The following is a 20,048-nucleotide window of genomic DNA, read 5'->3' as shown; positions in this document are numbered from 1 at the left end:
TCCTCCTTATACGACAACCAAATGCTTGTCTGTCTTTTTAACAATTTCTCCGACGACGGCACTGACTTCAACACCGTGCGCCTTCATTTCAGAGAGCGCGCGAAGGGCATCTGCCTTTGCGACGGCAACCAACAACCCGCCGGACGTCTGTGGGTCGCAAAACAAATCGATGTACACTTGTTCAACTGTAGGCGCTATACACACCGCCTCTTCAATGTGTTCAAAATTTCGATAGGCGCCTCCGGGGATAATCCCCATCTCTGCCATCGCCTTGGCCTCTTCGATAAACGGTACCTCTCTGTGGTCGATTTTAACGGCGAATTCAGTGCCGTTGACCATTTCAAGTGCGTGTCCCAATAAGCCGAATCCGGTAATATCTGTACAAGCACTTACATCAAAAGTCGCCATCGCTTCTTTGGCGTATTTGTTTAAGAAGCGCATGGTATCAATAACGGTCTGGGTACACGCCGGTGTCAACAGCGCTTCTTTTAAAGCAGTGGTCAACACGCCGATTCCCAGCGGCTTGGTCATAATTAATACATCGCCCTCGCGAACGGCGTTGTTGGCCCAAATGCGCTCAGGCGCTACTAGGCCGCTCACAGAGAGACCGTATTTAGGCTCTTTGTCTTCAATCGAGTGCCCGCCGACGAGCAGAGCGCCCGCTTCTTTTACTTTATCGGCACCTCCACGCATAATGTCACTTAAAACAGCCGGTGGCAAGCAGCTTGGAAAGCCGACGATGTTCATGGCGAGTACGGGCTCGCCGCCCATGGCGTAAACGTCGCTCAGCGCATTTGCCGCCGCAATTTGCCCAAATAAGTAGGGGTCGTCTACAATTGGAGTGAAAAAATCCAGTGTCTGTATCAATGCCTGCGAATCGTTGAGTTGATACACAGCGGCATCATCAGACGAATCAAAGCCCACGAGCAGTTTATCACTGGTGAAACTCGGTAAATTGCACAAAACTTGTGCCAAGGTCTCAGGACCTATTTTGGCGCCTCAGCCAGCGCTTGTCGTATACTGTGTCAAACGAACATCGGTCATACGCCAACCTCCCTCATCTATTTAAAGAAGTTCTATAAATATATACAATACATAATCAAAGTCATTATACCCTGTTTTGTCCACTTGTGTCAAAGGTGTGGCGCTTTTTATTCGAAAACACGTGCCCCTTCTAAAATTTGCTCCAGCTTTTTCTCCCCGATACCCTTGACCCCCATAAGCTCTTCAAAACTTTTAAAGGGGCCATTTTCTTCAATGTGGGAAATAATTCGGTCGGCGGTTACCTCGCCGATCCCTTTAAAAGCGGTCAATGTCGCTCTATCCAGTTGGGAAAACGCCGCTATGTCGTAGTAGACCGCCTTCTCCGGATGTTTTGCCTTTAAAACCCCTGAACTTTCTACCGAAACCGCTGACGACTCCCCAACGACGGCCGCTTTCTCCCCTCGTACTTTCACGCCCTCTTTTTTCTCAACCGCGTCTTCAGCCACGCCTCCCCCTTCGCTTTTAAAGGCAGAGGGCGTTGCATCAGTAACAGGCACTTCGACGAGTTTTGGCGCTTCCACTTGAAAGCGCATTAACGCAATCACTGTCAGCAAAACAAATGGCCACAAGCCCAATAATTTCTTCATAAAAACCTCCTTTATGTAATTTTTTCCATTATACCATATATTGTCACTTTTAAAAAACCGGTTCATCCATTATAATGGGTATTATAGAAAAAAAGTTCGGAGGCGATCTCTTGAAAAATAAATGGCTTATTGCACTTACAATTTGTATCCTTTTTATACTGTCTGTTCCTGTTTACGGTGAAACCATCGATCTGGCGCTCACGGCAGAAACCGCGGTTCTCATCAATGGGGACAGCGGCCAAATCATCTACAATAAAAACGCACACGTTCCGATGTTTCCGGCGAGTACGACGAAGATTCTCACGGCCATCATCGCCATAGAAGACTTGGAACTCACCGATATGGTGGAAATCGATGCAGAAGCGACTCGAGCAGGTGGCAGCCATGTTGCCCTCGTCCCGGGAGAACTCGTATCTGTGAAAGATTTGCTCAACGCTTTAATGATCGCCAGTGCCAACGACGCTGCTGTGGCACTGGCCAAATACCACTCGGGCTCTGTTGAAAATTTTGCCAAAGTGATGAACGAACGCGCCAAAACAATGGGCGCGGTTAACTCCAACTTTGTCAACCCGCACGGTCTTCCAAACCCCGAGCATTTGACCACGGCATACGACCTCGCCATGATCGCCAAACACGCGATGAAAAACCAGACGTTTAAAAACATTGTCGCCACTCGTCGATACGAAATTGCACCGACAAACAAGCAGCCTGAAATTCGCTATTTAAACAGTACGAACTCTTTGTTTCAAGGGATGGCGGGCTCAAACAAGAACATTGACATAAACGGCCAGTCCGAGCAAACCGCTTACGAATACGCCGACGGGATAAAACGCGGTTACACTGAAGACGCTCAGTACTGTTTTGTCGGCTCAGCCGTGAAAGACAATAGGCGCTTGATAACAGTCGTACTTAAATCCACTGCAGATGCCATGTATCAAGATACTCGGCGCATGATGAACTACGGGTTTAACGCCACAAAAACTTACGCTGTACACGATTCTAAGAGCGTACTCCACACCATTCCCATGCAGAACAAAAAGGGGACGATGATCAACACCGTTGCAGAAGGTGGCGTTTCCGTCGACTTACCTCTAGAGGCGACCCCTGAAGCCGTTGAAGAAAAAATTGTCGTGAACAACAATATTGAACTGCCAGTTGCCAAAGGCGAAGTCCTCGGCACCGTGGACTATTTTTTCAAAGGTCAAATGATTTTACAAAAAAAATTAGTAGCCGATGACGACTACGTCGGGGATATTCTCCTAAGCAAAGAAACGTACTATTATACAAAAGAAAAGTTTCTATTGTTTCGACTGTCTTTTTGGCGCTTTCTCCTCTTCAGAGGTTTCATAGCCCTATTTGTATGGCGCGGGTTAATGACAGTTATTCGTTTAACCCCCACGACAAAGCGCTTTAGAAAAAATCCGAAGACCGCCAACCGAAATTAAGACGTCTCCGGCGTTGCCCTATTGTCAAAAATACTTTTTAAGCCCTGAAGTTCACAACTTCAGGGCTTTTATTAAACAACATAAAAAATGCCCTGACTAGGGCATTGTGGGACATCTATCCTTTATAGGCAATCATCTCAATTTCAATTTCGGCGCCTAAAGGCAGTTTGGCAACTTCAAAAGCAGCTCTTGCCGGTTTATGTGCTTCAAAATAACGCGCATAAACTTCATTCATTTCTGCAAATTGGCCGATATCCTGCAAAAACACCGTCACCTTCACGACGTTTTCTAGGTCTGCACCTGCGGCATTTAAAATGGCCTTAGCATTTTCAAGGCACCACTCAGTCGCCTTCTTAATATCGCCTGCCACCAACTCTTTTGTCGCCGGATTCATTGGCAATTGACCGGACACATAGATGAAGCCGCCCGCTTCCATACCTTGAGAATAAGGACCTACTGCTGCTGGTGCTTTGTCTGTTGAAACTGGTTTTAACATAACAACCTCCTATTTTCCTTCTCTAATACCGTCTAGATAATTGTATATTGTATAACGTGAGACTTGTAAGGCGTTGGCGACATAGTCGATAGCTCCTTTGACAAGGAATACCCCTTTGTCTTCCAAGTCTTTCACAATACAGACTTTTTCATCTTTGGTTAAGTAAATTACAGGTCTGCCAAAAGTGTGGATGGCGTTCTCCACGATATCGTAAAGCACATCGTTGATTTTGTTGATTTCGCCGATGGCCTCAACTTCCTTTTCGTCCACACGGCACAAGTCGTTCATAATGTTTCGGGCACTGATCATATCCGTTATATCAAAGTTAATACACATGCAGCCGATAATCTCATCACCGCCGTCGCGGATAAACGTCGTCGTCGATTTCAGTTCTCGACCAAGGGTGCTTTTGCCCGTGTAGTTGTAGACGTCGTTCCCTTCTTGTTGCAGGTTTATTTTTTCAATAATGGACTCACGCATCTTTGTTTCAACCGTACGTCCGGTAACATGACCGTTAAAAATGGCGACAATTGAAGCGTCTAAATTCGAAAAATCGTGTAGGACCACTTCACAGTTGGCGCCAAAAGTCTCGGCAATTCCCCTTGCAACTGAAACAAAAGGCTTTAAATTGATGTGCATATTTTTAGCCATTTCGTCCTCCCATTACCCTACAGCTTCAATAGAGGCGTCACTCCACACGCTTTCAAGACCATAGTACTCGCGCATTGTTTCACTGAAAACATGGACCACCACATCACCGGCATCAATGAGAATCCAGCCGCCTTCATCTTTGCCTTCGCGTTTGACGTCTACACCGTGCACTTTGTGCAGTTCTTTGCTCACATGCTCCACAAGAGCGCGAATCTGTGTTGAAGAACCACCGGTTACAATGACAAAATAATCTGCAATCGGACTGATGCCCTTTAAATCTATGACGCGAATGTCTCTGCCTTTTTTGTCTTCTAAAAGCGCCACCACTATATCTTTAAGTGCTTTCATTCAGCCTCCTCATCTAATAGAGCACGCTTAAGCCGCATCGCATTTTTGTGCATGGGTTTATGCGTCTCTCCTAAAAACGCCGTACTTTGACGTATATACTCAAGAATCGCTTGGTTTAAGTTTTCCATAGCCAAATGCCTGATGGTTTCCACGCCTTCAAAGTTTCGACTAGGCTCTATGACATCTGCCAAATAAATAATCTTTGCAAGCACACTCATTTCAGGGTGCCCATAGGTGTGCCAACGGATGGCGTCTAAAATGGCGGTTTCCTCAATCCACCCGTCGCGCTGCAACAAAACCGCTGCAACTTCCCCATGCGCTAAATTGGGATTTTCAACGATACAGGGCTCGCGTTCTATGCCGAAGGCGTCTATGAGCGCCAAAGTCTCTCGATTGTCAAACTCTTTGGCGTAATCGTGCGACAGCCCCGCCATTTCGGCGTTTTCCGGACATTCTCCATGGCGATACGCCAACTTCCGGGCCACTTGAGCCGTTGCCACAGAGTGCTCAAATCGATGGGGGGACAGATGTCGCTTTAGATACCGCCGCATTGCCGCATACTGAGGATGATGGGGTCTGTACAAGCCCTTCTTCTCAATATGGTGTTCGACGCTTTCAGGCAATAGGTACTTGATGCTGCGCTCATTGCGTATACGCGCCCGAATATCCGTACTGCTAATCGCCAGCGCCGGAATGTGACAAATTTCAACCTGAGCACCGTCTCGTCTCAACGCCTTCAGCTTGTCATCGAGTACATCGAAGTCGACGCCCGGACGAGAAGCGCCGATAAACGTCACCATATGGATGAGTTCTTTGTAATTCTTCCATTTGTCCAAATAGAGAATGGCGTCGGCACCTGTGATAAAAAACAGCGCATCGTGTGCGTAAATGCTGTTTTTGAGTTCAGTTAAAGTATCGATGGTATAGGTCGGCTTGTCCCGTCGTATTTCAATATCGGAAACTGTAAAATACGGATTGGACTTAATCGCAAGTTTCGTCATTTTGAGTCTATCGGCCTTAGTTGCACCGGTGTCGTCAGACTTATGCGACGGAATGCCCACAGGGATAAAAACGATTTCGTCTAAATAAAAACTGTTCCTAATCTGTTCAGCCAACATAAGATGGCCATAGTGAATGGGGTCAAAAGTCCCCCCCATAATCCCTATGCGCTTGGCCGTAACGATACGCTTCATAGCTACCCGTTCCTTTTACTCGACGTTTGACGTTCTTTCTTAATACGCTTGCCTTTACCCGGCTTTGAAATTTTACCGCCACGTTTGCTCAAGCGTTCTTCTTTTTTCCCCGTACCTTGCTTCTTTTTAAGATTCTTATACACCCGCGTGTTGTCGCCGCCAGGGATAATAATCGTCGGATTTTCTCTCGATTGTCTGTAGAGGGTAAACTTGCTGCCAATAGCTTGTACAAACTCTGCCTTTAAAGGCTCCGCCAAAGCGTTTGCCGCCTCTTTAGCATCCTCTAGGCTGTTGTCCAACACGTGAACTTTGACGAGTTCATGCCGTTCGAGCAAGGCGTCTAACTGGGTGATAACCCCTTCTGAAATACCTTCTTTTCCAATCTGCAACATCGGTCTCTCATTGTGCGCGAGACCTTTTAAATAACTTCTCTGTTTTCCAGTCAACATCTATTCTATACTCCTAATCGTAGAATTCAAATTCTAAATCGAAGATGCGCACTGTATCGCCATCCTCTATACCCATTTCTCTCAGTTTATCAAAAACACCTCGAGTTTTCAAAACATTTTGGAAGCGTCTCAGAGATTCGATATCGTCGAGATTTGTCGAATACAGAACGCGCTCAACAAAGTTCCCTTCAACACAGTACACGTCTTCGTCTTTGAAGTACTTAACTTCATTGGGATCTTCTCTGTTAATCGGCTCTACGAAGTAATCGTCTTCGTCTACGAGCGGCTCCTCTTCAATCGTATCCAGCAATGTGGTCACGTAGTTGAGCAACGCGTCCACGCCCTCACCTGTTGCAGCAGAAATTGGGAATACTTTGTACCCCTTTTCTTCTAATGTGTCCACCAATGCATTGAGTTCAGCGTCGTCTTCTATCAAATCGATTTTATTGGCTGCGACAACCTGCTTTCGCGTCGAAAGTCGCTTGCTGTATGAAAACACCTCGTTGTTTATGGTCTCAAAATCCTCAAGCGGGACCCTGCCCTCACTGCCAGAAGCGTCTAAAACGTGAATCAGGAGTTTGGTTCGCTCAACATGGCGCAAAAACTCAAGACCTAGACCAACGCCCTCTTTAGCCCCTTCAATCAGTCCGGGAATATCTGCAAGCACAAAACTCTTGCCTTTGATGGCTTCCACCACCCCCAAGTTCGGTTGAAGCGTGGTAAAATGGTAATTGGCAATTTTAGGCTTCGCTTTGGTCGTCGTCGCTAAAAACGTCGATTTTCCAACGTTTGGAAAGCCCAAAAGGCCGACGTCTGCCAACATTTTTAACTCTAGAAGCACGGTTCTCTCAACGCCTTTGGTCCCTTGCTCGGCAAAGTTCGGCGCTTGTCTCGTGCTGGATTTAAAGTGGGTGTTACCGCGACCGCCGCGTCCGGCACTTGCCAGAATTACTTTTTGACCTGGCTCTTTTAAATCTGCGATGACTTTGCCACTCTCTTGATCTCTAATAATCGTCCCTTCCGGCACCTCGATAATCAAGTCCTCAGCAGATGCGCCCGTCATCTTCTTCTTACCGCCGTCCTCGCCGGAATCGGCAACGTACTTGCGCTTATACCTAAAGTCCATCAAGGTGCGCATCCCGGGGTTAACTACTGCGACGATATTGCCGCCTTTGCCGCCATCCCCGCCATCTGGCCCACCGTCCGGAACGTACTTCTCGCGCCTAAAACTGACGCGACCGTTGCCGCCGTCACCAGCTTTTATATATATTTTGGCACTATCTACAAACATATTCAATCTCTCCTTTATTCGACGCCGGCCATTGAACACAATGCGTTTAAACTAACTGTATTATACCATTTTCACAGCAAAAACATACACTCAGTTTCGATAGTGCCGGGTCGATTACTCAATCTGCGAATAAAGCCCACCTCTCAGTGGGCTGTGCAGGTCTATATCTTTTTAAACAAACGCATGCAACGCCCTCTTGAGGGCGCTGTCGTCTTGCCGTCGCTTTTAGTTGCGACAGGAGACGGTATCCAAAAAAAGACAAAACAACTATTGCGTCTCCAAATTGCTTCAGGCTCAACGCTTGTTCTCTAAATAAAAATGTCCATCGCACTTGATGGACATTTTAATCTGCAATTAAGCTTCGTAAACGCTCACTTGTTTTTTATCTCTGCCTTTACGTTCAAATCTTACAACGCCGTCTACCAATGCAAATAAAGTATCGTCTCCGCCTCTACCTACATTTGAACCAGGGTGAATTTTTGTGCCTCTTTGACGAATTAAGATGCTACCAGCACTAACAGGCTGTCCATCAGCTCTCTTAACACCAAGTCTTTTCGATCGTGAGTCACGGCCGTTCTTAGAAGAACCTACCCCTTTTTTACTAGCGAATAACTGTAAGTTAAATGATTTAAACATTTCCATGCACCTCCTTAATTCTGTGCTTAACGTACTTTGGAAAAGTACCTTGTATGCCTTCAATTCCGATTATCATCGTTTTAAAAACAATATCGATCACATCGTTTGCATCCGATGGTTTTATGCGCATTTCCAAAAAGCCGCTTTCAACGGAACAATCGATATCTTCTTCAGAGACACCGCCTAACGCCTCAACAGCGTTGACCAATGTCTGTGCCAACGTCGAGACGCCTGCACACACTAAGTCGCGTCCGGGTTCATCTGAATACGCATGTCCTGAAACATGTAGGCCGATAAAGTGCTCGCCGCTTTTTTCAAAAATGACCTTTACCATTTTCTATAACGTAATGCTTTCGATTTTAACTTTGGTGTATGGCTGTCTGTGGCCTTGTTTCTTTCTGTAATCTTTCTTTGCTTTGTACTTGTAGATGATTACCTTAGGACCTTTACCATTTTTAACTACAGACGCTGTAACTTTCGCAGAAGCTAAAGACGCTCCCACTTGTAAGCCGTTGTCGTTTGAGACAGCTAATACTTCGCTGAATTCAACGCTTTCACCTTCGTTTACTGCTAACTTTTCTACGAAGATTTCATCGCCTTGCTCAACTTTGTATTGCTTGCCACCTGTTTTAATAATTGCGTACATATCGCACCTCCTCTATCCTTTCTCGCCAAACGTCGGTACTGTCCTCTGGACAGATTTATAACCTTATTTGTGCGGCTACCCGATAAATGTTATCACAATTCACTAGTCGTGTCAAGCGTTTTAATTTTATACGCTGTCTCTACGGGCTTGAGCAATTTGAGCTTGACATCCATTGAAAGCGCATCAAAATACGACTTCTGCTTCAACAGTTCGTAAAGCGGTTCACAAACAGACAGCGTTACCGCTCGCGTGTTGGTGTGCCGTTCGAGTCTCAAGAGTTCAAAGTAAAGTTCATGTAGCTTCCAGTAGGACAAATCCCGCGCTCTGAAATCGATGCTGAGGCTGTCGCGTACAGAAATCTCTCGACGATACCGCAACAATTCCAACAGGCCGAGCGCTGTATACCCCATCACGCGGTACCCTTCGCGCTTGCCGAAAGTAGGCGCAACGACCGATTTTATAAACCGCTCCTTATCCTGTGGGGATAGTGTCAGCAAATCGACAAGCACCACACCGCCGATGCGCCTCTGTTCAAGCACGCGCTTTACGAGCCTTATGGCGATTTCATTTGTGTTCCACGAAGGCGCGTTGCCGCCGTCGTAGTGCTCAGAATTGACATCTACAATTGTAAACGCCTCCAGCTCGTCTACGACGATACTCACACCGCTGTCATCTTTATACACCGCGTCGGTTAAAAGGTAGTCGACGGGGACGTGTACTGCCTGTGCACTCGAGAGCCCCGAATTAGACAATTCGATTTTTGCCCTTTCAACGCCGAGTGTTTTAAGCCATTTAACAGCCTCACCGTCACCTACTACGCATTTTTCCGGTGAAAACTGAGCGATTTTATCGGCGAGTACTCTTTGAATATCGCTGCTACACCATAGACACACCGCTTTTTTTTCAAGTGTCGCCCGTTGGATGCGCGCCGTCCACGTCTCTTTCAATTCCTTGAGCTCTGCCACGGCTTCTTTGGGAAAAGCGCCCGCCTCTGTGCGGACAATAGCGCCGTCTTCAGCATCGAGGAGAGCTTCAAGGGCACTACAAAGTGCCTCGACCTCTTCGGTGTCCTCTAGTTTGCTTGAGCGCTTTAGACCACTCCCGTAAGGCATGTAGACACAATGCCGCCCCCCTAGAGTGATGTCTTCCGACAACTGTGCCCCTTTCCGTTGATAGGGCTCTTTCACCACTTGGGTGACGATGTGCTCGCCGGCTTTAATCTTTCTCTTAGTTTTTAAAAAGGCGTCCTTGCTCAAACCGATGTCTACGAAAGCCCCTCCCAAATGCGGGACGACGCGCAGGACTTTACCATAGTACACATCGTCCAGTATTTGATTTTTCTTCGGATTGTCAATCACCCAATCCACAATGGTTCTAGACGTGTTGTCGTAGAAAAAGGCCGCCGTTAAAAAAGGCGACCTGTCTAGTGTAAAGAGTCTCATGACTGCTCTCCGTCCTCTAGAGCAAACAGATCGGTCATCTTGCTGTCCTTCATATAAAAGAGCCCACTGCGCGTCACATCCATCTCGACATCCCCTTCGACGCTGCAGTCACTTAAAAAAGCTCGAATCAAGCGGTCGGGGTTCAAGCTACCGGCGCTGCTGCACATGAGAACGGCCTTTACGTGCAGCCGTCCCTCAGACGCTTCGACAACCGATGCCGTCGCCATCTGTTCGCGCATGTCGACCATTTTGGTTTTGCCCTTCTTCGTCTTTTTCTCATAGAGGATTTCCTCTTGACCGACAAACGCTTCAAAAGCCTCTCGACCGACCCCCAGAGGCGCGCCATCTTCGCGTTTGACAACAATATCGTACGCCGCGTACTCGACACCTGCCATTAACGACTTCTTACAGGTCACATACCGCGCGTCTAATAGGACAATGCCGCGCGGCATTTTGATGCCAAGCACTTTATCTAGGGGCACTTCTTCTACCAGCTGAACCTCCATAATATCGCTTTCGCTGGCGTATCCGACACTCAAAGGTGCTGCAAACGTCAACTTCGGTATGGGGTTAAAGCCCTCCGAGTACTTAAGCGGCATCTTTTCATATCTAAAAACGCGCTCAAACAGTTTCATCAGCTCAAGGTGCCCGAGGTACTTCATATAGTCTGTTTTGGTATATTTAATTCTAAGCGTCTTCATTAGCATGCACCACCTACGATATTGACATTGACGCCGCAACCGGTACATGTCTCGCGACAGTCTTCCGTCACCTCGGCGTTTCGCGCCTTTTCATTTTCTCTTTGCAAAAATGCTTTTGAAACACCTGGATCGATAACATCCCACGGCAACACTTCGTCATACGCACGTTGGCGGTGTGTATAAAAAGCGGGGTCGACGCCCAGTTTATCAAAAGCCGCCATCCATTGATCGAAGTCAAAGTACTCTTGCCACCCGTCAAAACGACAACCGTTTTTATACGCTTCAATTAACACGGCACCCAGACGCCTGTCCCCTCTGGCAAAGACGCCTTCTAAAATACTTGTTTCAGGGTCGTGATAATTGTAAACCAGCTTTTTATTGGTAATCTTTTGTCTGAGATAAGCGATTTTCTCTCTGAACTCTTCAATGGTATCTTGTCGCATCCACTGGAACGGTGTAAAAGGCTTTGGCACGAAGCACGATGTGCTCACAGTCGCCTGTACCGATTTTTTCATATTTTCGGGTTTGTTCTGCTTAAACAGATAAGTGGCGAGATTCCCGATGTCGTTGATGCCGTCGAGATCTTCGAAAGTCTCCGTTGGCAATCCGATCATAAAGTACAGCTTGACGCGGTGCCACCCTAAAGAGAAGATGCTTTCAAAAGTCGTTTGAATATTCTCGGCGGTGACACCTTTGTTGATGACGTCGCGCAGTCGCTGCGTTCCCGCCTCCGGTGCAAATGTCAAGCCCGTCTTCTTCACTTTTTGAATTTCTTTTAAAACGTCTACTGAAAAGCTGTCGAGTCGAAGCGACGGCAACGAAACGCCGATGTTGTCTTTCTCGTACTTCTCAACCAATGTCTTTACCAGCGGCTTAATTCGGCTGTAGTCCAAAGTACTCAGCGATGTCAGAGACAGCTCTTCGTACCCCGTCGTGCTCAAAATTTTATCGATGCTCTCGACAAGCGTCTCCTCTGATCGTTCTCGAATCGGCCGATAGAGCATCCCCGCCTGACAAAAACGGCAACCTTTTGTACAGCCTCTAAACAATTCGAGCATGGCCCGATCGTGTACAATGTCGTTAAACGGTACAATCATTGAATCGAGGCAATAGCCTTTATCAAAATCTTTAACAATGCGCTTTTTTACCCTTTCAGGGGCTTTTTCGTGACGCTCGACGGTTTCGATAACACCGGCTGCACCATATACCGGCCGGTAGAACTTAGGCACGTAAACCCCTTCAATAGCCATCGCCTTTTCAAAGAGCGTTTCTCTATCGATGGCACCGCGTTTGTACGTTCGGTACAAGTCGATAAAATCGACATTCAGCTCTTCGCCTTCACCGATTAAAAACATGTCGACGATATCGGCAAGCGGCTCGGGGTTGTACGCACATGGGCCACCTGCGACAATGAGCGGATGCCTTTCATCTCTCTCGGCAGCCAACAGCGGTATGCCCGACAAATCCATCATATTGAGGATGTTTGTATAGCTTAACTCGTACTGGAGTGTAAAGCCGAGGATGTCCACTTCGCCAACAGGCGATTTGCTCTCCAGTGTGAACAGCGGCACCTTGCGTTCGCGCATAAGAGCTTCCATATCCGTCCAAGGGGCAAAAACGCGTTCGCAAAAAACGTCGTCAATGCCGTTGAGCAACCGATAGATAATCTGCATACCAAGATGGCTCATTCCCACTTCATAGACATCCGGAAATGCAAAACAAAAGCGGATAAGCTCTTCTGTGAGAGGTTTGTTAAAAGTGTTCATTTCGTCGCCGATGTAACGCGTCGGTTTTTCCACGCGCCTCAGCAGTGCTTCTAAATTCATTGTGCCTCCTAAAAACTATTACTTGAAAAAGCGCCCTTTTTACGCCTTATATGAATGGATTCTACAATGGCGACGACTGTCAAGCTCGTCACCAGCGCCGTCGAGCCGTAGCTGAAAAACGGCAGTGTAATCCCTGTTACAGGCAACTTGCCCATGGTCATGGCGATGTTTTCTATAATTTGAAATGCAAACATAAAAGTAAAACCGATAACAATGTAAGTGCCAAAAGCATCTTTCACCTTAAAACTGATGGCAATCAGCCGCATCAGAAACAAAAGGTACAGCCCAATTAAGGCGATGCCCCCGACAAATCCCGTCTCCTCCACAAATACGGGAAAGATAAAATCGCTCTCCTGCACAGGCAGATAGTTCAGACGATGGTAGACCCCTTTAAAAACACCTTTGCCGTACATCTGTCCCGAGCCTATGGTCACTTTGGAGTTAAGAACCTGATAATTGCCTTTATAAGACATGTCATCTGGGTTTAAATACGCCTCAATTCTAAGCTTTTGGTGTGGCTTGAGGTGCGGGTAGACGATTGGGGTCGCTATCATCAGTACCGCTAAGCCCAACGCAATGTAACGGTATTTCAGCCCAGAAACGAGCATCATTCCGAAAGTGACAAAGACAAAGACCAAGGATGTGCCGAGATCCGGCTGCTTTAGAACGATGAGAAAATATGGCGCCATAACGAGACCACACTTCAAGATGTCCGTAAATTTTTTAACACCGCCAATGCGTTCGAGAAACTTTGCAAAAAATAGAATATAAGTGATTTTAGCGAGTTCACTGGTTTGGACATTAATGCCGATCAAATTGATCCAGCGTCTTGAATTAAATTTTTCAATCCCCAGCCCCGGAACATAGACCATGAGAATCAAGACAATCCCAAGCACATACAAAGGCTTGTAAAACTCACCCACCACTTCATAATCTATAAATTGTAACACAAAAATGACACTCAGTCCGAGGAAAAAAGAAACAATCTGCATTTTAACCTCTCGCGTCACACCGATGTTAACAGCGTCTGTTGCACTGGCAATGGTGACAATCCCAAGGACAAAAATCATGCAAATAATGCCCAAGAGCACATAGTCAAACTGCTTAAACATTCTCTTTAAATTCAAAAGCGCCTCCTGACTTAAAAAAAGACCCTAAGGGCCTTTTTTACTTATCGCTTTAAATTACGAATCGGTATATTGGCTACGAGGACAGGATTTCCAGAGGAACTGTCCCTCGTCTTTGTGATTTTGATGTCGAGCTGATCGACATCGTAATCAACGTGCTCTGAAATCGACGACAAGATGTCCTTCTTAATGAGTTCTAGAAGCTCAGGAGAACAGTTGGATCGATCATTAACCAAAACGAGTTTCAAACGCTCTTTCGCGACATTCTTACTACTCTGCTTATTTTTTAATAATCCAAAGAAATCAAACATGTTGCCTCCCTTTTGCTATCTACCGAAGGAAAAAGCTCTTTTTAGCTTATCCATGAACGACTCTTGAACATCGAATTCAAGGAAAGGTACATCTTCTCCTATAATCCTTTTTGAAATGTTTTTAAACGCCATACCCGAGAGCGCGTTCTCTTTAAACACTGCCGGTTCACCACGGTTCGTACTCATGACGATTTCTTCATCATCCGGCACGACGCCAATGAGATCCACGGCAAGTATGTCTTCAATATCTTCGACATTCATCATCTCTCCACGCTTTGCCATGTCGACTCTCAAACGGTTGACAATCAACCTTGGGTTGTTGATTTCTGCAGCCTCGAGCAATCCGATAATTCGATCGGCATCGCGAACGGCAGAAATTTCAGGCGTCGTCACAACGATGGCGCGATCTGCACCGGCAATAGCGTTTTTAAACCCTTGCTCGATGCCGGCGGGACAATCGACAATCACATAATCGTGCATTTCCTTCAATGTGGCAATGAGCTTTTTCATTTGATCGGGCTTCACTGCATCTTTGTCTTTCGTTTGAGCAGCGGGCAACAAATACAAGTTGTCAAAGCGCTTGTCTTTAATCAGCGCTTGCTTGACGCGGCAATTTTCACTCACCACGTCGACGATGTCGTATACAATTCTATTTTCAAGTCCCAGGACGATATCGAGGTTTCTAAGGCCGATATCGGCGTCAATCACACAAACTTTTTTGCCTTCAAGCGCCAAGGCAGCTCCAATATTAGCCGTAGTGGTCGTTTTGCCGACGCCGCCTTTTCCGGATGTTATAACGATAGCTTCACCCATATACTGTTCCTCCATATCTCCATTACAATTAATGTGTTTTTTCAATTTTTATAATGCCCTCACTGACATAAGCTCTCTCAGGTGTTGCGCTCTGAGTGGTGACGTCCTCGTTTGGAGGAACCGAGATAAACTTAGAGATGCGTATCTGCGTCGGCTTTAGCAAATTAGCTACGACAAAAGCTGTGTCGTCTCCTGCACTGCCCGCATGAACAAATCCAAGCACTCTCCCCATGACAAAGATATTGCCTTCCGCTATAATTTGTGCCCCCGGATTGACATCGCCAATGACGACGACATCACCGCGGTGTTCCACCGATTGGCCCGAGCGCATCGTACCGAATACATAATGCGTCTTGACAATCGGTTCTGATACAGGTGGCGGTACCGGTTCTGGCGCTTTCTCCACCTTTTGAAGTACCGGCTTTTTTTCAACGGGGACTTCTTTTTCAAGCTTTTTTTCCGGTTTAGGTCTAGACGACTTCTTGGCCGCCGGTGCTTCAAGGCTCTCGATTTTCAACGCAAACTGTTCCACGAGAATTTCCTCGAGAGCGCCCTTTTCTCTATAGGTCAACGCTTTTCCAACGAGACCGATAACGGTCCCCCCCTTATAGAACTGTCCCGACTGTTTGTGTAGGCCTTTGATGACGTCTATCATTTCTTCAAAAGTCAGGTCTTCGTCAATTTCTATAAAGAGGCCATTGGAAGTGCCTTTAAAGGCAACTGAGTTTTTTAGCGACATTTTTTCACCATCCAAGTAAAATCTATTGTCTCATAGAATTATTACATTATCTTTTAATATTGTAACGTACTTTGACGATTTTAACAACTGGAAATCGTGCATTTCAAGCAATTTCCGGCTATTTTTCACTATTTTCACTCGGCGCCTCCAGCTCGAAGTACGCCGCTAAAATATCTCGAACCAACGGCGCTGAATACGTGCCCGATCCACCTTGTGGAATCATTACCACTACAGCCACCTCCGGTTTGTCGTATGGCGCGTACCCGACAAACCACGAATAGTTGTCGTATGGCAACCGAAAACGGTTGATCATTTCGTCGGTGAGCGTTCCGCCTGAAAGGGATTTTATTGCCGCGCGCATTGCCGAGCCCTTATTGAGGTAATCGCGGTTGATTAAAGAGTCGAATTTTGAGTGGTACTTTTCTTTCTCTTCTTCTGTTTCAGCACTGAGTTTTAACTTTTCAAGTTCTGCCAACTCCTCGCTGCGCGCTTTTAAAATTCTCAACGTCTCCGCTTCCACCGTTTCGACATCCAGTTCCGGCGCAAACTCATCGAGGTATTCCGTCAGATAAGCCACTTCATCAAGCGGTGGAATCAAGCCCTCTTTCTGAGCTGTCCCCGTCTTACCTGCAACATCTACCGGAAACTTTTCGAAAATGCGTCTCGAGCTCGACTGTGTGCCTTTAGTCACTTGGTACATCCCTTGTTGAATGTGCTTGAGGTACCCTTCTTCATCCAAAGTCGTCGTATCTGGCGTCTTTTGAATCTTTTCTTCCCCCACCTGCTTCACCAACGACAGTTCGTGCAGATAACCACCGTTGGCTATCGCCATAACATAGCGTGCGATTTGAACCGGTGTATAGGCGTGATCCCCCTGCCCAATCGACAAGTTTAACGTATCGCTCTCATACCATTTCATCAAGTTGAAGTAGTCGTACTTGATGAGGTCGGCAAGGTCTTCAGTGACTGTATAGTCGGGATTGCTGCCCAACTCTATAAGTTGATCGATCAACTTTCCCCGAGAAGGGTTCTCATCGGACCAACCGACAATCGTAGCAACCAACTCATTTAAAGATTCTTCATTTGTCACTTGTTCTTCGGGAAAATATTTTTTGAGTTCTGTTCTCAATCGTGCACCTAAAAGCGCTTCAATAGTGCGTTTCTTTCGATCTGGGTCCGGTAGGCCAAAATTGACTTCCGGTATTTGAAGCCCCGTCTTTTCATCGAAACCGAATTGCTCAGACGACGCCGTCAAAATAGACGCATTCATATCAAAATTCAGAAGGCCGTTTCGGTAGTAATCCTTCCCCGTGGAGATGTTGAAGAAGTAATAGTTACAAGATACTTCAAGCGCTTTGTAGAGGTCAGTCGGACCGTGAACGCGACCGTAATCGTTCCAAAGCCAGCAGCCAAAACGCTGATTACCAATCTCTACATGACCGGCAGAATAAAGTTTCTGCGCCGGATTGAGCCCTTGCTCTAGTGCCGCGTACCCCGTCATCATTTTGTAAACGGACCCCGGCTGAACGGCCATCATCGTCGCCGTGTTATACAGTGGACGCGCCACAAGGGGATTCCGCTTGTTCACTGGGTTTAAATTGTTCCAGCTCTCCTGACTGATGCCCTTTGCAAAGAGGTTGACATCGTACGCCGGATAGCTGGCCATAGCGAGCACCTCCCCCGTTTTGACATCTACAACCACCCCCGCCGCGGTCTCCGCATTGGGATAAGCTTCGTATTTGTAATCGCCCCAAGGGCTTTTGTAGGTACTTCCGGACTGAATGGCCTTCGTTCCCCTCTCGAGGATGTCCTCAAGTGCTTTTTGAAGCTTTAAGTCAATGGTCAAATAGACGTCTTCACCGGCTTTAGGCGTCTTCACTTCCAGCCCATACGCCTTTTCATCTACATCGGCGACATAGCGACCGTAAACATCGGCTTCAATATACTTGTAGCCGCGCTCTCCCTGAAGGCGCGTTTCATACACGCCCTCTATGCCCGTCTTACCGATGATTTGATTGCGGTTGTATTTAAGTCCATTGACGTATTTTTCAATTTCGCTTTCGGTGGCAATGGGTCCTAAATACCCTAATATATGCGCTGCCGTATCGGCGCTCGGGTAGGAGCGTACAGTTTCGTAATCCACACTGATTCCCGGGAACTCGTAGTTGCGCTCTTGTATCGTAACCGCTGTTTCCAGTGAAATACTATTGGCTATTGTAATGGGAACGTATTTGTAAAAGCCCTGGTCCTTTATTGCATGTCGCAACACTAAGATTTTATAGGCATCTTCGTCGCTCAATGTATCGGGGATGTTAAAATCCGAGCGCTTGCGAATTTTCTTAAACGCTTCTTCCGCCGAGACATCGATCTCTAAACTGTACTCTTTTAAGAAGTTCTTCTTGTAAATTTCCTCTAGAAAAAGCATTTGTCTCGTGGAGATTGGCAAGTACTTGCCTTGGTTGTAGAGGATGCGGTACGCTTCCGAATCTGAAAGTGCTTCGTCGATGTAGTTGGCAGCGCGCATATCGTCCAGCACTTGACGCGCTGTAACCCCTTCTTCATACCCGTTATACGTCAGCCACTTCTTAATATTTTGGTCAAAACTGTAGTAAAATTGCCCGTTTTCAATGACAATGGGAAACTCCAGCTGATCTTCTTCCCGCTCATCAAAAAACTCGTACAATTTTATGGCGATGTCGTTAAATGACTGATAGGGAATTAAAGCGCTGTTGAGTTTGACGGAATACCCGACCTCATTAGTCGCAAGAATTTCGCCGTTTCTATCGAGAATTTCACCGCGTTTCGGAACGATTTCGATTTTCTTAACGCGGTTTGAAATCGAGCGCTTATGGTAGTAATCGCCGTTTACAATAGTCAAGTCGTACAAACTGTAGCCCAGGAAAACAAAGATGGCAATAAACGCCACCAGAATGTGAAAGCGCCTGTCTTTTAATAGTTTAAGCATTGTAGTCTCCTAACTTGTACCCATTGACTTTTTTGAACAAAAAAGCGTAAAAAACAAATCCAATGACGCAATTGTACACCACTTCTGTAATGACACGTGGCGCAATAATGGCGAGTGGTAAAGAGATTTGAAAGAAGAAATACAACACACTGAGAACAAAATGGTAGACGAGCGTCCCTGTTGTGACGATAAATATTGGCGTGAGGTAATTGCCTTTAAACAGCGTCTTAATAATCCATGAAGCGTAGTAAACAACAGCAATATAAGCAATGACGTTAACCGCTAACAGTCGTCCGAGAAACACGTCTTGTAACACACCGCTTAAAACCGCAAAGACATAAGCCGATTTCTCGTCGTAGTGAACCAGTAAAAGTATAGAAAAAATGATGCAAAGATTCGGCATTGCACCATTGATTCTCACCACTTGAAGCAGTGTGCTGGAAAGTATGAAATTGAGGAAGGCAATTAAAACGATGATCCTAGTCTTCAACGCGCACCTCCACTTCTTCTGCCGTTTCTTCGCGATACGGCAACACCATGACTTTATCAATTTTCTTAAAATCCACCACGGATTTTACTTTTATACGCTTTAAGAACGCATCTCGGTCTTCAATGACTTCGTAGACTTGTCCAATGAGGATACCCTTGGGATAAATACCGAGTCCGGACGTTACAATATACGCCCCTTCATTGACTTCCGCCTGAGGGTCAAACAGTTCGCCGATAAGTTCATTGTCTGTCGTGCCGTAGAGGACGCCTTTGTAATCATTTGTCGCCCGCAACATCTCAAACCCCACTGTCGACTGATTGTCGATAATGGAGATGACTTTCGACCAGTTGGGACCGACTTCATAGACGAGGCCCACTAGACCACTGCCATTGATAACAGCACTATTTTTGGTTACACCTTGTTTTTCACCGACATTAATGGTGAACATACTGAACCAATTGCCATAGTCTTTCGCAATGACATCGCAAGATATAAACTCATTCGTCTGTGTGTCTTCAACGTAATTTAACGCTTTTTTAAGAGCTTTGAGCTCATTAAAGGCCTTTTCATTCATGGTGAGATCCACAATTTGTTCCTTTAACAAAGCGTTTTCCTTGGAAAGACTTTCGTTGACAGTTTTGTATTTTAACACATTTAGCAGCGGCTCTGTCTTTTCGTCGATAAAGTTGCCTATTGAGGTCAACCCCTTTTGAACCGGCATAAGCACCGAGCCTAGAAGCCCTTCAATTGACGATATGCGTTCACGTCCGCCGAAAGAAATCAACATGAGCACCAACAGCAAAAGGCTTACAACAATGACAATCCCTTTTTTATATTTTTCATTCATT

At 46.2% G+C, this 20,048-nt stretch carries 22 protein-coding genes; 1 reads left to right on the top strand and 21 read right to left on the bottom strand.

Annotated features, from left to right (window positions below):
* Positions 1-6 precede the first annotated feature (6 nt).
* Both selD and ACR6HW_RS00880 read right to left on the bottom strand, forming a co-directional pair.
* Positions 7-1,044 carry a selenide, water dikinase SelD gene (gene selD / locus ACR6HW_RS00885; RefSeq protein WP_455729286.1) on the bottom strand — a complete coding sequence of 346 codons (1,038 nt, stop codon included), beginning with the start codon at positions 1,042-1,044 and terminating at the stop codon, positions 7-9.
* A gap of 107 nt (positions 1,045-1,151) precedes the next feature.
* Positions 1,152-1,631 (bottom strand): ComEA family DNA-binding protein, encoded by a 480-nt coding sequence (locus ACR6HW_RS00880; protein WP_455729285.1) that lies wholly within the window; start codon positions 1,629-1,631, stop codon positions 1,152-1,154.
* Positions 1,632-1,741: 110 nt separating this feature from the next.
* Between ACR6HW_RS00880 and ACR6HW_RS00875 the strand changes: the two genes are divergently transcribed.
* On the top strand, positions 1,742-3,076 hold the full coding sequence (locus ACR6HW_RS00875) for a D-alanyl-D-alanine carboxypeptidase family protein (protein ID WP_455729284.1): 1,335 nt from the start codon (positions 1,742-1,744) through the stop codon (positions 3,074-3,076).
* 115 nt (positions 3,077-3,191) lie between these two features.
* Here the strand turns inward: ACR6HW_RS00875 and ACR6HW_RS00870 are convergent, their stop codons facing one another.
* The 19 genes from ACR6HW_RS00870 to mreC form a co-directional block, all read right to left on the bottom strand.
* The gene (locus ACR6HW_RS00870; RefSeq protein ID WP_455729283.1) at positions 3,192-3,572 is read right to left on the bottom strand and encodes a RidA family protein; all 381 of its coding nucleotides are present in this window, start codon (positions 3,570-3,572) and stop codon (positions 3,192-3,194) included.
* A gap of 9 nt (positions 3,573-3,581) precedes the next feature.
* Complete coding sequence (locus ACR6HW_RS00865) at positions 3,582-4,223, bottom strand: helix-turn-helix transcriptional regulator (protein WP_455729282.1); 642 nt, start codon at positions 4,221-4,223, stop codon at positions 3,582-3,584.
* A gap of 12 nt (positions 4,224-4,235) precedes the next feature.
* On the bottom strand, positions 4,236-4,571 hold the full coding sequence (rsfS, locus tag ACR6HW_RS00860; RefSeq protein WP_455729281.1) for a ribosome silencing factor: 336 nt from the start codon (positions 4,569-4,571) through the stop codon (positions 4,236-4,238).
* A complete protein-coding gene (gene nadD, locus ACR6HW_RS00855) occupies positions 4,568-5,764 on the bottom strand; it encodes a nicotinate-nucleotide adenylyltransferase (protein ID WP_455729280.1) in 1,197 nt (398 codons plus the stop codon). Before nadD ends, rsfS begins: the two co-directional genes overlap by 4 nt.
* Positions 5,765-5,766: 2 nt before the next feature.
* Positions 5,767-6,213, bottom strand: coding sequence for a ribosome assembly RNA-binding protein YhbY (gene yhbY, locus ACR6HW_RS00850; protein ID WP_455729279.1), 447 nt, complete (start codon positions 6,211-6,213; stop codon positions 5,767-5,769).
* Positions 6,214-6,226: 13 nt separating this feature from the next.
* A complete protein-coding gene (gene obgE / locus ACR6HW_RS00845; RefSeq protein ID WP_455729278.1) occupies positions 6,227-7,504 on the bottom strand; it encodes a GTPase ObgE in 1,278 nt (425 codons plus the stop codon).
* Between the two features lie 354 nt (positions 7,505-7,858).
* Positions 7,859-8,140: a 50S ribosomal protein L27 gene (gene rpmA / locus ACR6HW_RS00840; protein ID WP_455729277.1), complete on the bottom strand. Its 282-nt coding sequence runs from the start codon at positions 8,138-8,140 to the stop codon at positions 7,859-7,861.
* The gene (locus tag ACR6HW_RS00835; protein ID WP_455729276.1) at positions 8,133-8,474 is read right to left on the bottom strand and encodes a ribosomal-processing cysteine protease Prp; all 342 of its coding nucleotides are present in this window, start codon (positions 8,472-8,474) and stop codon (positions 8,133-8,135) included. Before ACR6HW_RS00835 ends, rpmA begins: the two co-directional genes overlap by 8 nt.
* 3 nt (positions 8,475-8,477) lie before the next feature.
* Positions 8,478-8,786, bottom strand: coding sequence for a 50S ribosomal protein L21 (gene rplU / locus ACR6HW_RS00830; protein WP_455729275.1), 309 nt, complete (start codon positions 8,784-8,786; stop codon positions 8,478-8,480).
* Between the two features lie 92 nt (positions 8,787-8,878).
* Positions 8,879-10,228, bottom strand: coding sequence for a ribonuclease E/G (locus tag ACR6HW_RS00825; protein WP_455729274.1), 1,350 nt, complete (start codon positions 10,226-10,228; stop codon positions 8,879-8,881).
* Entirely contained in the window at positions 10,225-10,929 is a 705-nt protein-coding gene (locus tag ACR6HW_RS00820) for a TIGR03936 family radical SAM-associated protein (RefSeq protein WP_455729273.1), read from the bottom strand. Before ACR6HW_RS00820 ends, ACR6HW_RS00825 begins: the two co-directional genes overlap by 4 nt.
* On the bottom strand, positions 10,929-12,755 hold the full coding sequence (locus ACR6HW_RS00815) for a TIGR03960 family B12-binding radical SAM protein (protein WP_455729272.1): 1,827 nt from the start codon (positions 12,753-12,755) through the stop codon (positions 10,929-10,931). The genes ACR6HW_RS00820 and ACR6HW_RS00815 overlap by 1 nt, the downstream gene beginning before the upstream one ends.
* 8 nt (positions 12,756-12,763) lie before the next feature.
* Complete coding sequence (locus tag ACR6HW_RS00810; protein WP_455729271.1) at positions 12,764-13,882, bottom strand: FtsW/RodA/SpoVE family cell cycle protein; 1,119 nt, start codon at positions 13,880-13,882, stop codon at positions 12,764-12,766.
* Positions 13,883-13,926: 44 nt separating this feature from the next.
* On the bottom strand, positions 13,927-14,193 hold the full coding sequence (gene minE, locus ACR6HW_RS00805) for a cell division topological specificity factor MinE (RefSeq protein WP_455729270.1): 267 nt from the start codon (positions 14,191-14,193) through the stop codon (positions 13,927-13,929).
* 15 nt (positions 14,194-14,208) lie between these two features.
* Positions 14,209-15,006: a septum site-determining protein MinD gene (gene minD / locus ACR6HW_RS00800; protein ID WP_455729269.1), complete on the bottom strand. Its 798-nt coding sequence runs from the start codon at positions 15,004-15,006 to the stop codon at positions 14,209-14,211.
* Positions 15,007-15,034: 28 nt separating this feature from the next.
* On the bottom strand, positions 15,035-15,745 hold the full coding sequence (minC, locus tag ACR6HW_RS00795; RefSeq protein ID WP_455729268.1) for a septum site-determining protein MinC: 711 nt from the start codon (positions 15,743-15,745) through the stop codon (positions 15,035-15,037).
* A gap of 118 nt (positions 15,746-15,863) precedes the next feature.
* The gene (locus ACR6HW_RS00790; protein WP_455729267.1) at positions 15,864-18,710 is read right to left on the bottom strand and encodes a penicillin-binding transpeptidase domain-containing protein; all 2,847 of its coding nucleotides are present in this window, start codon (positions 18,708-18,710) and stop codon (positions 15,864-15,866) included.
* Positions 18,703-19,200 carry a rod shape-determining protein MreD gene (gene mreD, locus ACR6HW_RS00785; protein ID WP_455729266.1) on the bottom strand — a complete coding sequence of 166 codons (498 nt, stop codon included), beginning with the start codon at positions 19,198-19,200 and terminating at the stop codon, positions 18,703-18,705. The genes ACR6HW_RS00790 and mreD overlap by 8 nt, the downstream gene beginning before the upstream one ends.
* On the bottom strand, positions 19,190-20,047 hold the full coding sequence (mreC, locus tag ACR6HW_RS00780; protein WP_455729265.1) for a rod shape-determining protein MreC: 858 nt from the start codon (positions 20,045-20,047) through the stop codon (positions 19,190-19,192). The genes mreD and mreC overlap by 11 nt, the downstream gene beginning before the upstream one ends.
* Position 20,048 lies beyond the last annotated feature (1 nt).

Source organism: Fusibacter sp. JL298sf-3 (assembly GCF_053842995.1).
The sequence above is the reverse complement of the archived record's forward strand: the minus strand, read 5'-3'. Positions and strand labels throughout refer to the sequence as shown.

Excerpts from the sequence above, each read along its gene's own strand:
- ACR6HW_RS00880 (WP_455729285.1), bottom strand. The coding sequence starts at position 1,631 with ATGAAGAAATTATTGGGCTTGTGGCCATTTGTTTTGCTGACAGTGATT.
- ACR6HW_RS00870 (WP_455729283.1), bottom strand. The coding sequence starts at position 3,572 with ATGTTAAAACCAGTTTCAACAGACAAAGCACCAGCAGCAGTAGGTCCT.
- ACR6HW_RS00865 (WP_455729282.1), bottom strand. The coding sequence starts at position 4,223 with ATGGCTAAAAATATGCACATCAATTTAAAGCCTTTTGTTTCAGTTGCA.
- rsfS (WP_455729281.1), bottom strand. The coding sequence starts at position 4,571 with ATGAAAGCACTTAAAGATATAGTGGTGGCGCTTTTAGAAGACAAAAAA.
- nadD (WP_455729280.1), bottom strand. The coding sequence starts at position 5,764 with ATGAAGCGTATCGTTACGGCCAAGCGCATAGGGATTATGGGGGGGACT.
- yhbY (WP_455729279.1), bottom strand. The coding sequence starts at position 6,213 with ATGTTGACTGGAAAACAGAGAAGTTATTTAAAAGGTCTCGCGCACAAT.
- obgE (WP_455729278.1), bottom strand. The coding sequence starts at position 7,504 with ATGTTTGTAGATAGTGCCAAAATATATATAAAAGCTGGTGACGGCGGC.
- rpmA (WP_455729277.1), bottom strand. The coding sequence starts at position 8,140 with ATGTTTAAATCATTTAACTTACAGTTATTCGCTAGTAAAAAAGGGGTA.
- ACR6HW_RS00835 (WP_455729276.1), bottom strand. The coding sequence starts at position 8,474 with ATGGTAAAGGTCATTTTTGAAAAAAGCGGCGAGCACTTTATCGGCCTA.
- rplU (WP_455729275.1), bottom strand. The coding sequence starts at position 8,786 with ATGTACGCAATTATTAAAACAGGTGGCAAGCAATACAAAGTTGAGCAA.
- ACR6HW_RS00825 (WP_455729274.1), bottom strand. The coding sequence starts at position 10,228 with ATGAGACTCTTTACACTAGACAGGTCGCCTTTTTTAACGGCGGCCTTT.
- ACR6HW_RS00820 (WP_455729273.1), bottom strand. The coding sequence starts at position 10,929 with ATGAAGACGCTTAGAATTAAATATACCAAAACAGACTATATGAAGTAC.
- ACR6HW_RS00815 (WP_455729272.1), bottom strand. The coding sequence starts at position 12,755 with ATGAATTTAGAAGCACTGCTGAGGCGCGTGGAAAAACCGACGCGTTAC.
- minE (WP_455729270.1), bottom strand. The coding sequence starts at position 14,193 with ATGTTTGATTTCTTTGGATTATTAAAAAATAAGCAGAGTAGTAAGAAT.
- minD (WP_455729269.1), bottom strand. The coding sequence starts at position 15,006 with ATGGGTGAAGCTATCGTTATAACATCCGGAAAAGGCGGCGTCGGCAAA.
- minC (WP_455729268.1), bottom strand. The coding sequence starts at position 15,745 with ATGTCGCTAAAAAACTCAGTTGCCTTTAAAGGCACTTCCAATGGCCTC.
- ACR6HW_RS00790 (WP_455729267.1), bottom strand. The coding sequence starts at position 18,710 with ATGCTTAAACTATTAAAAGACAGGCGCTTTCACATTCTGGTGGCGTTT.
- mreC (WP_455729265.1), bottom strand. The coding sequence starts at position 20,047 with ATGAATGAAAAATATAAAAAAGGGATTGTCATTGTTGTAAGCCTTTTG.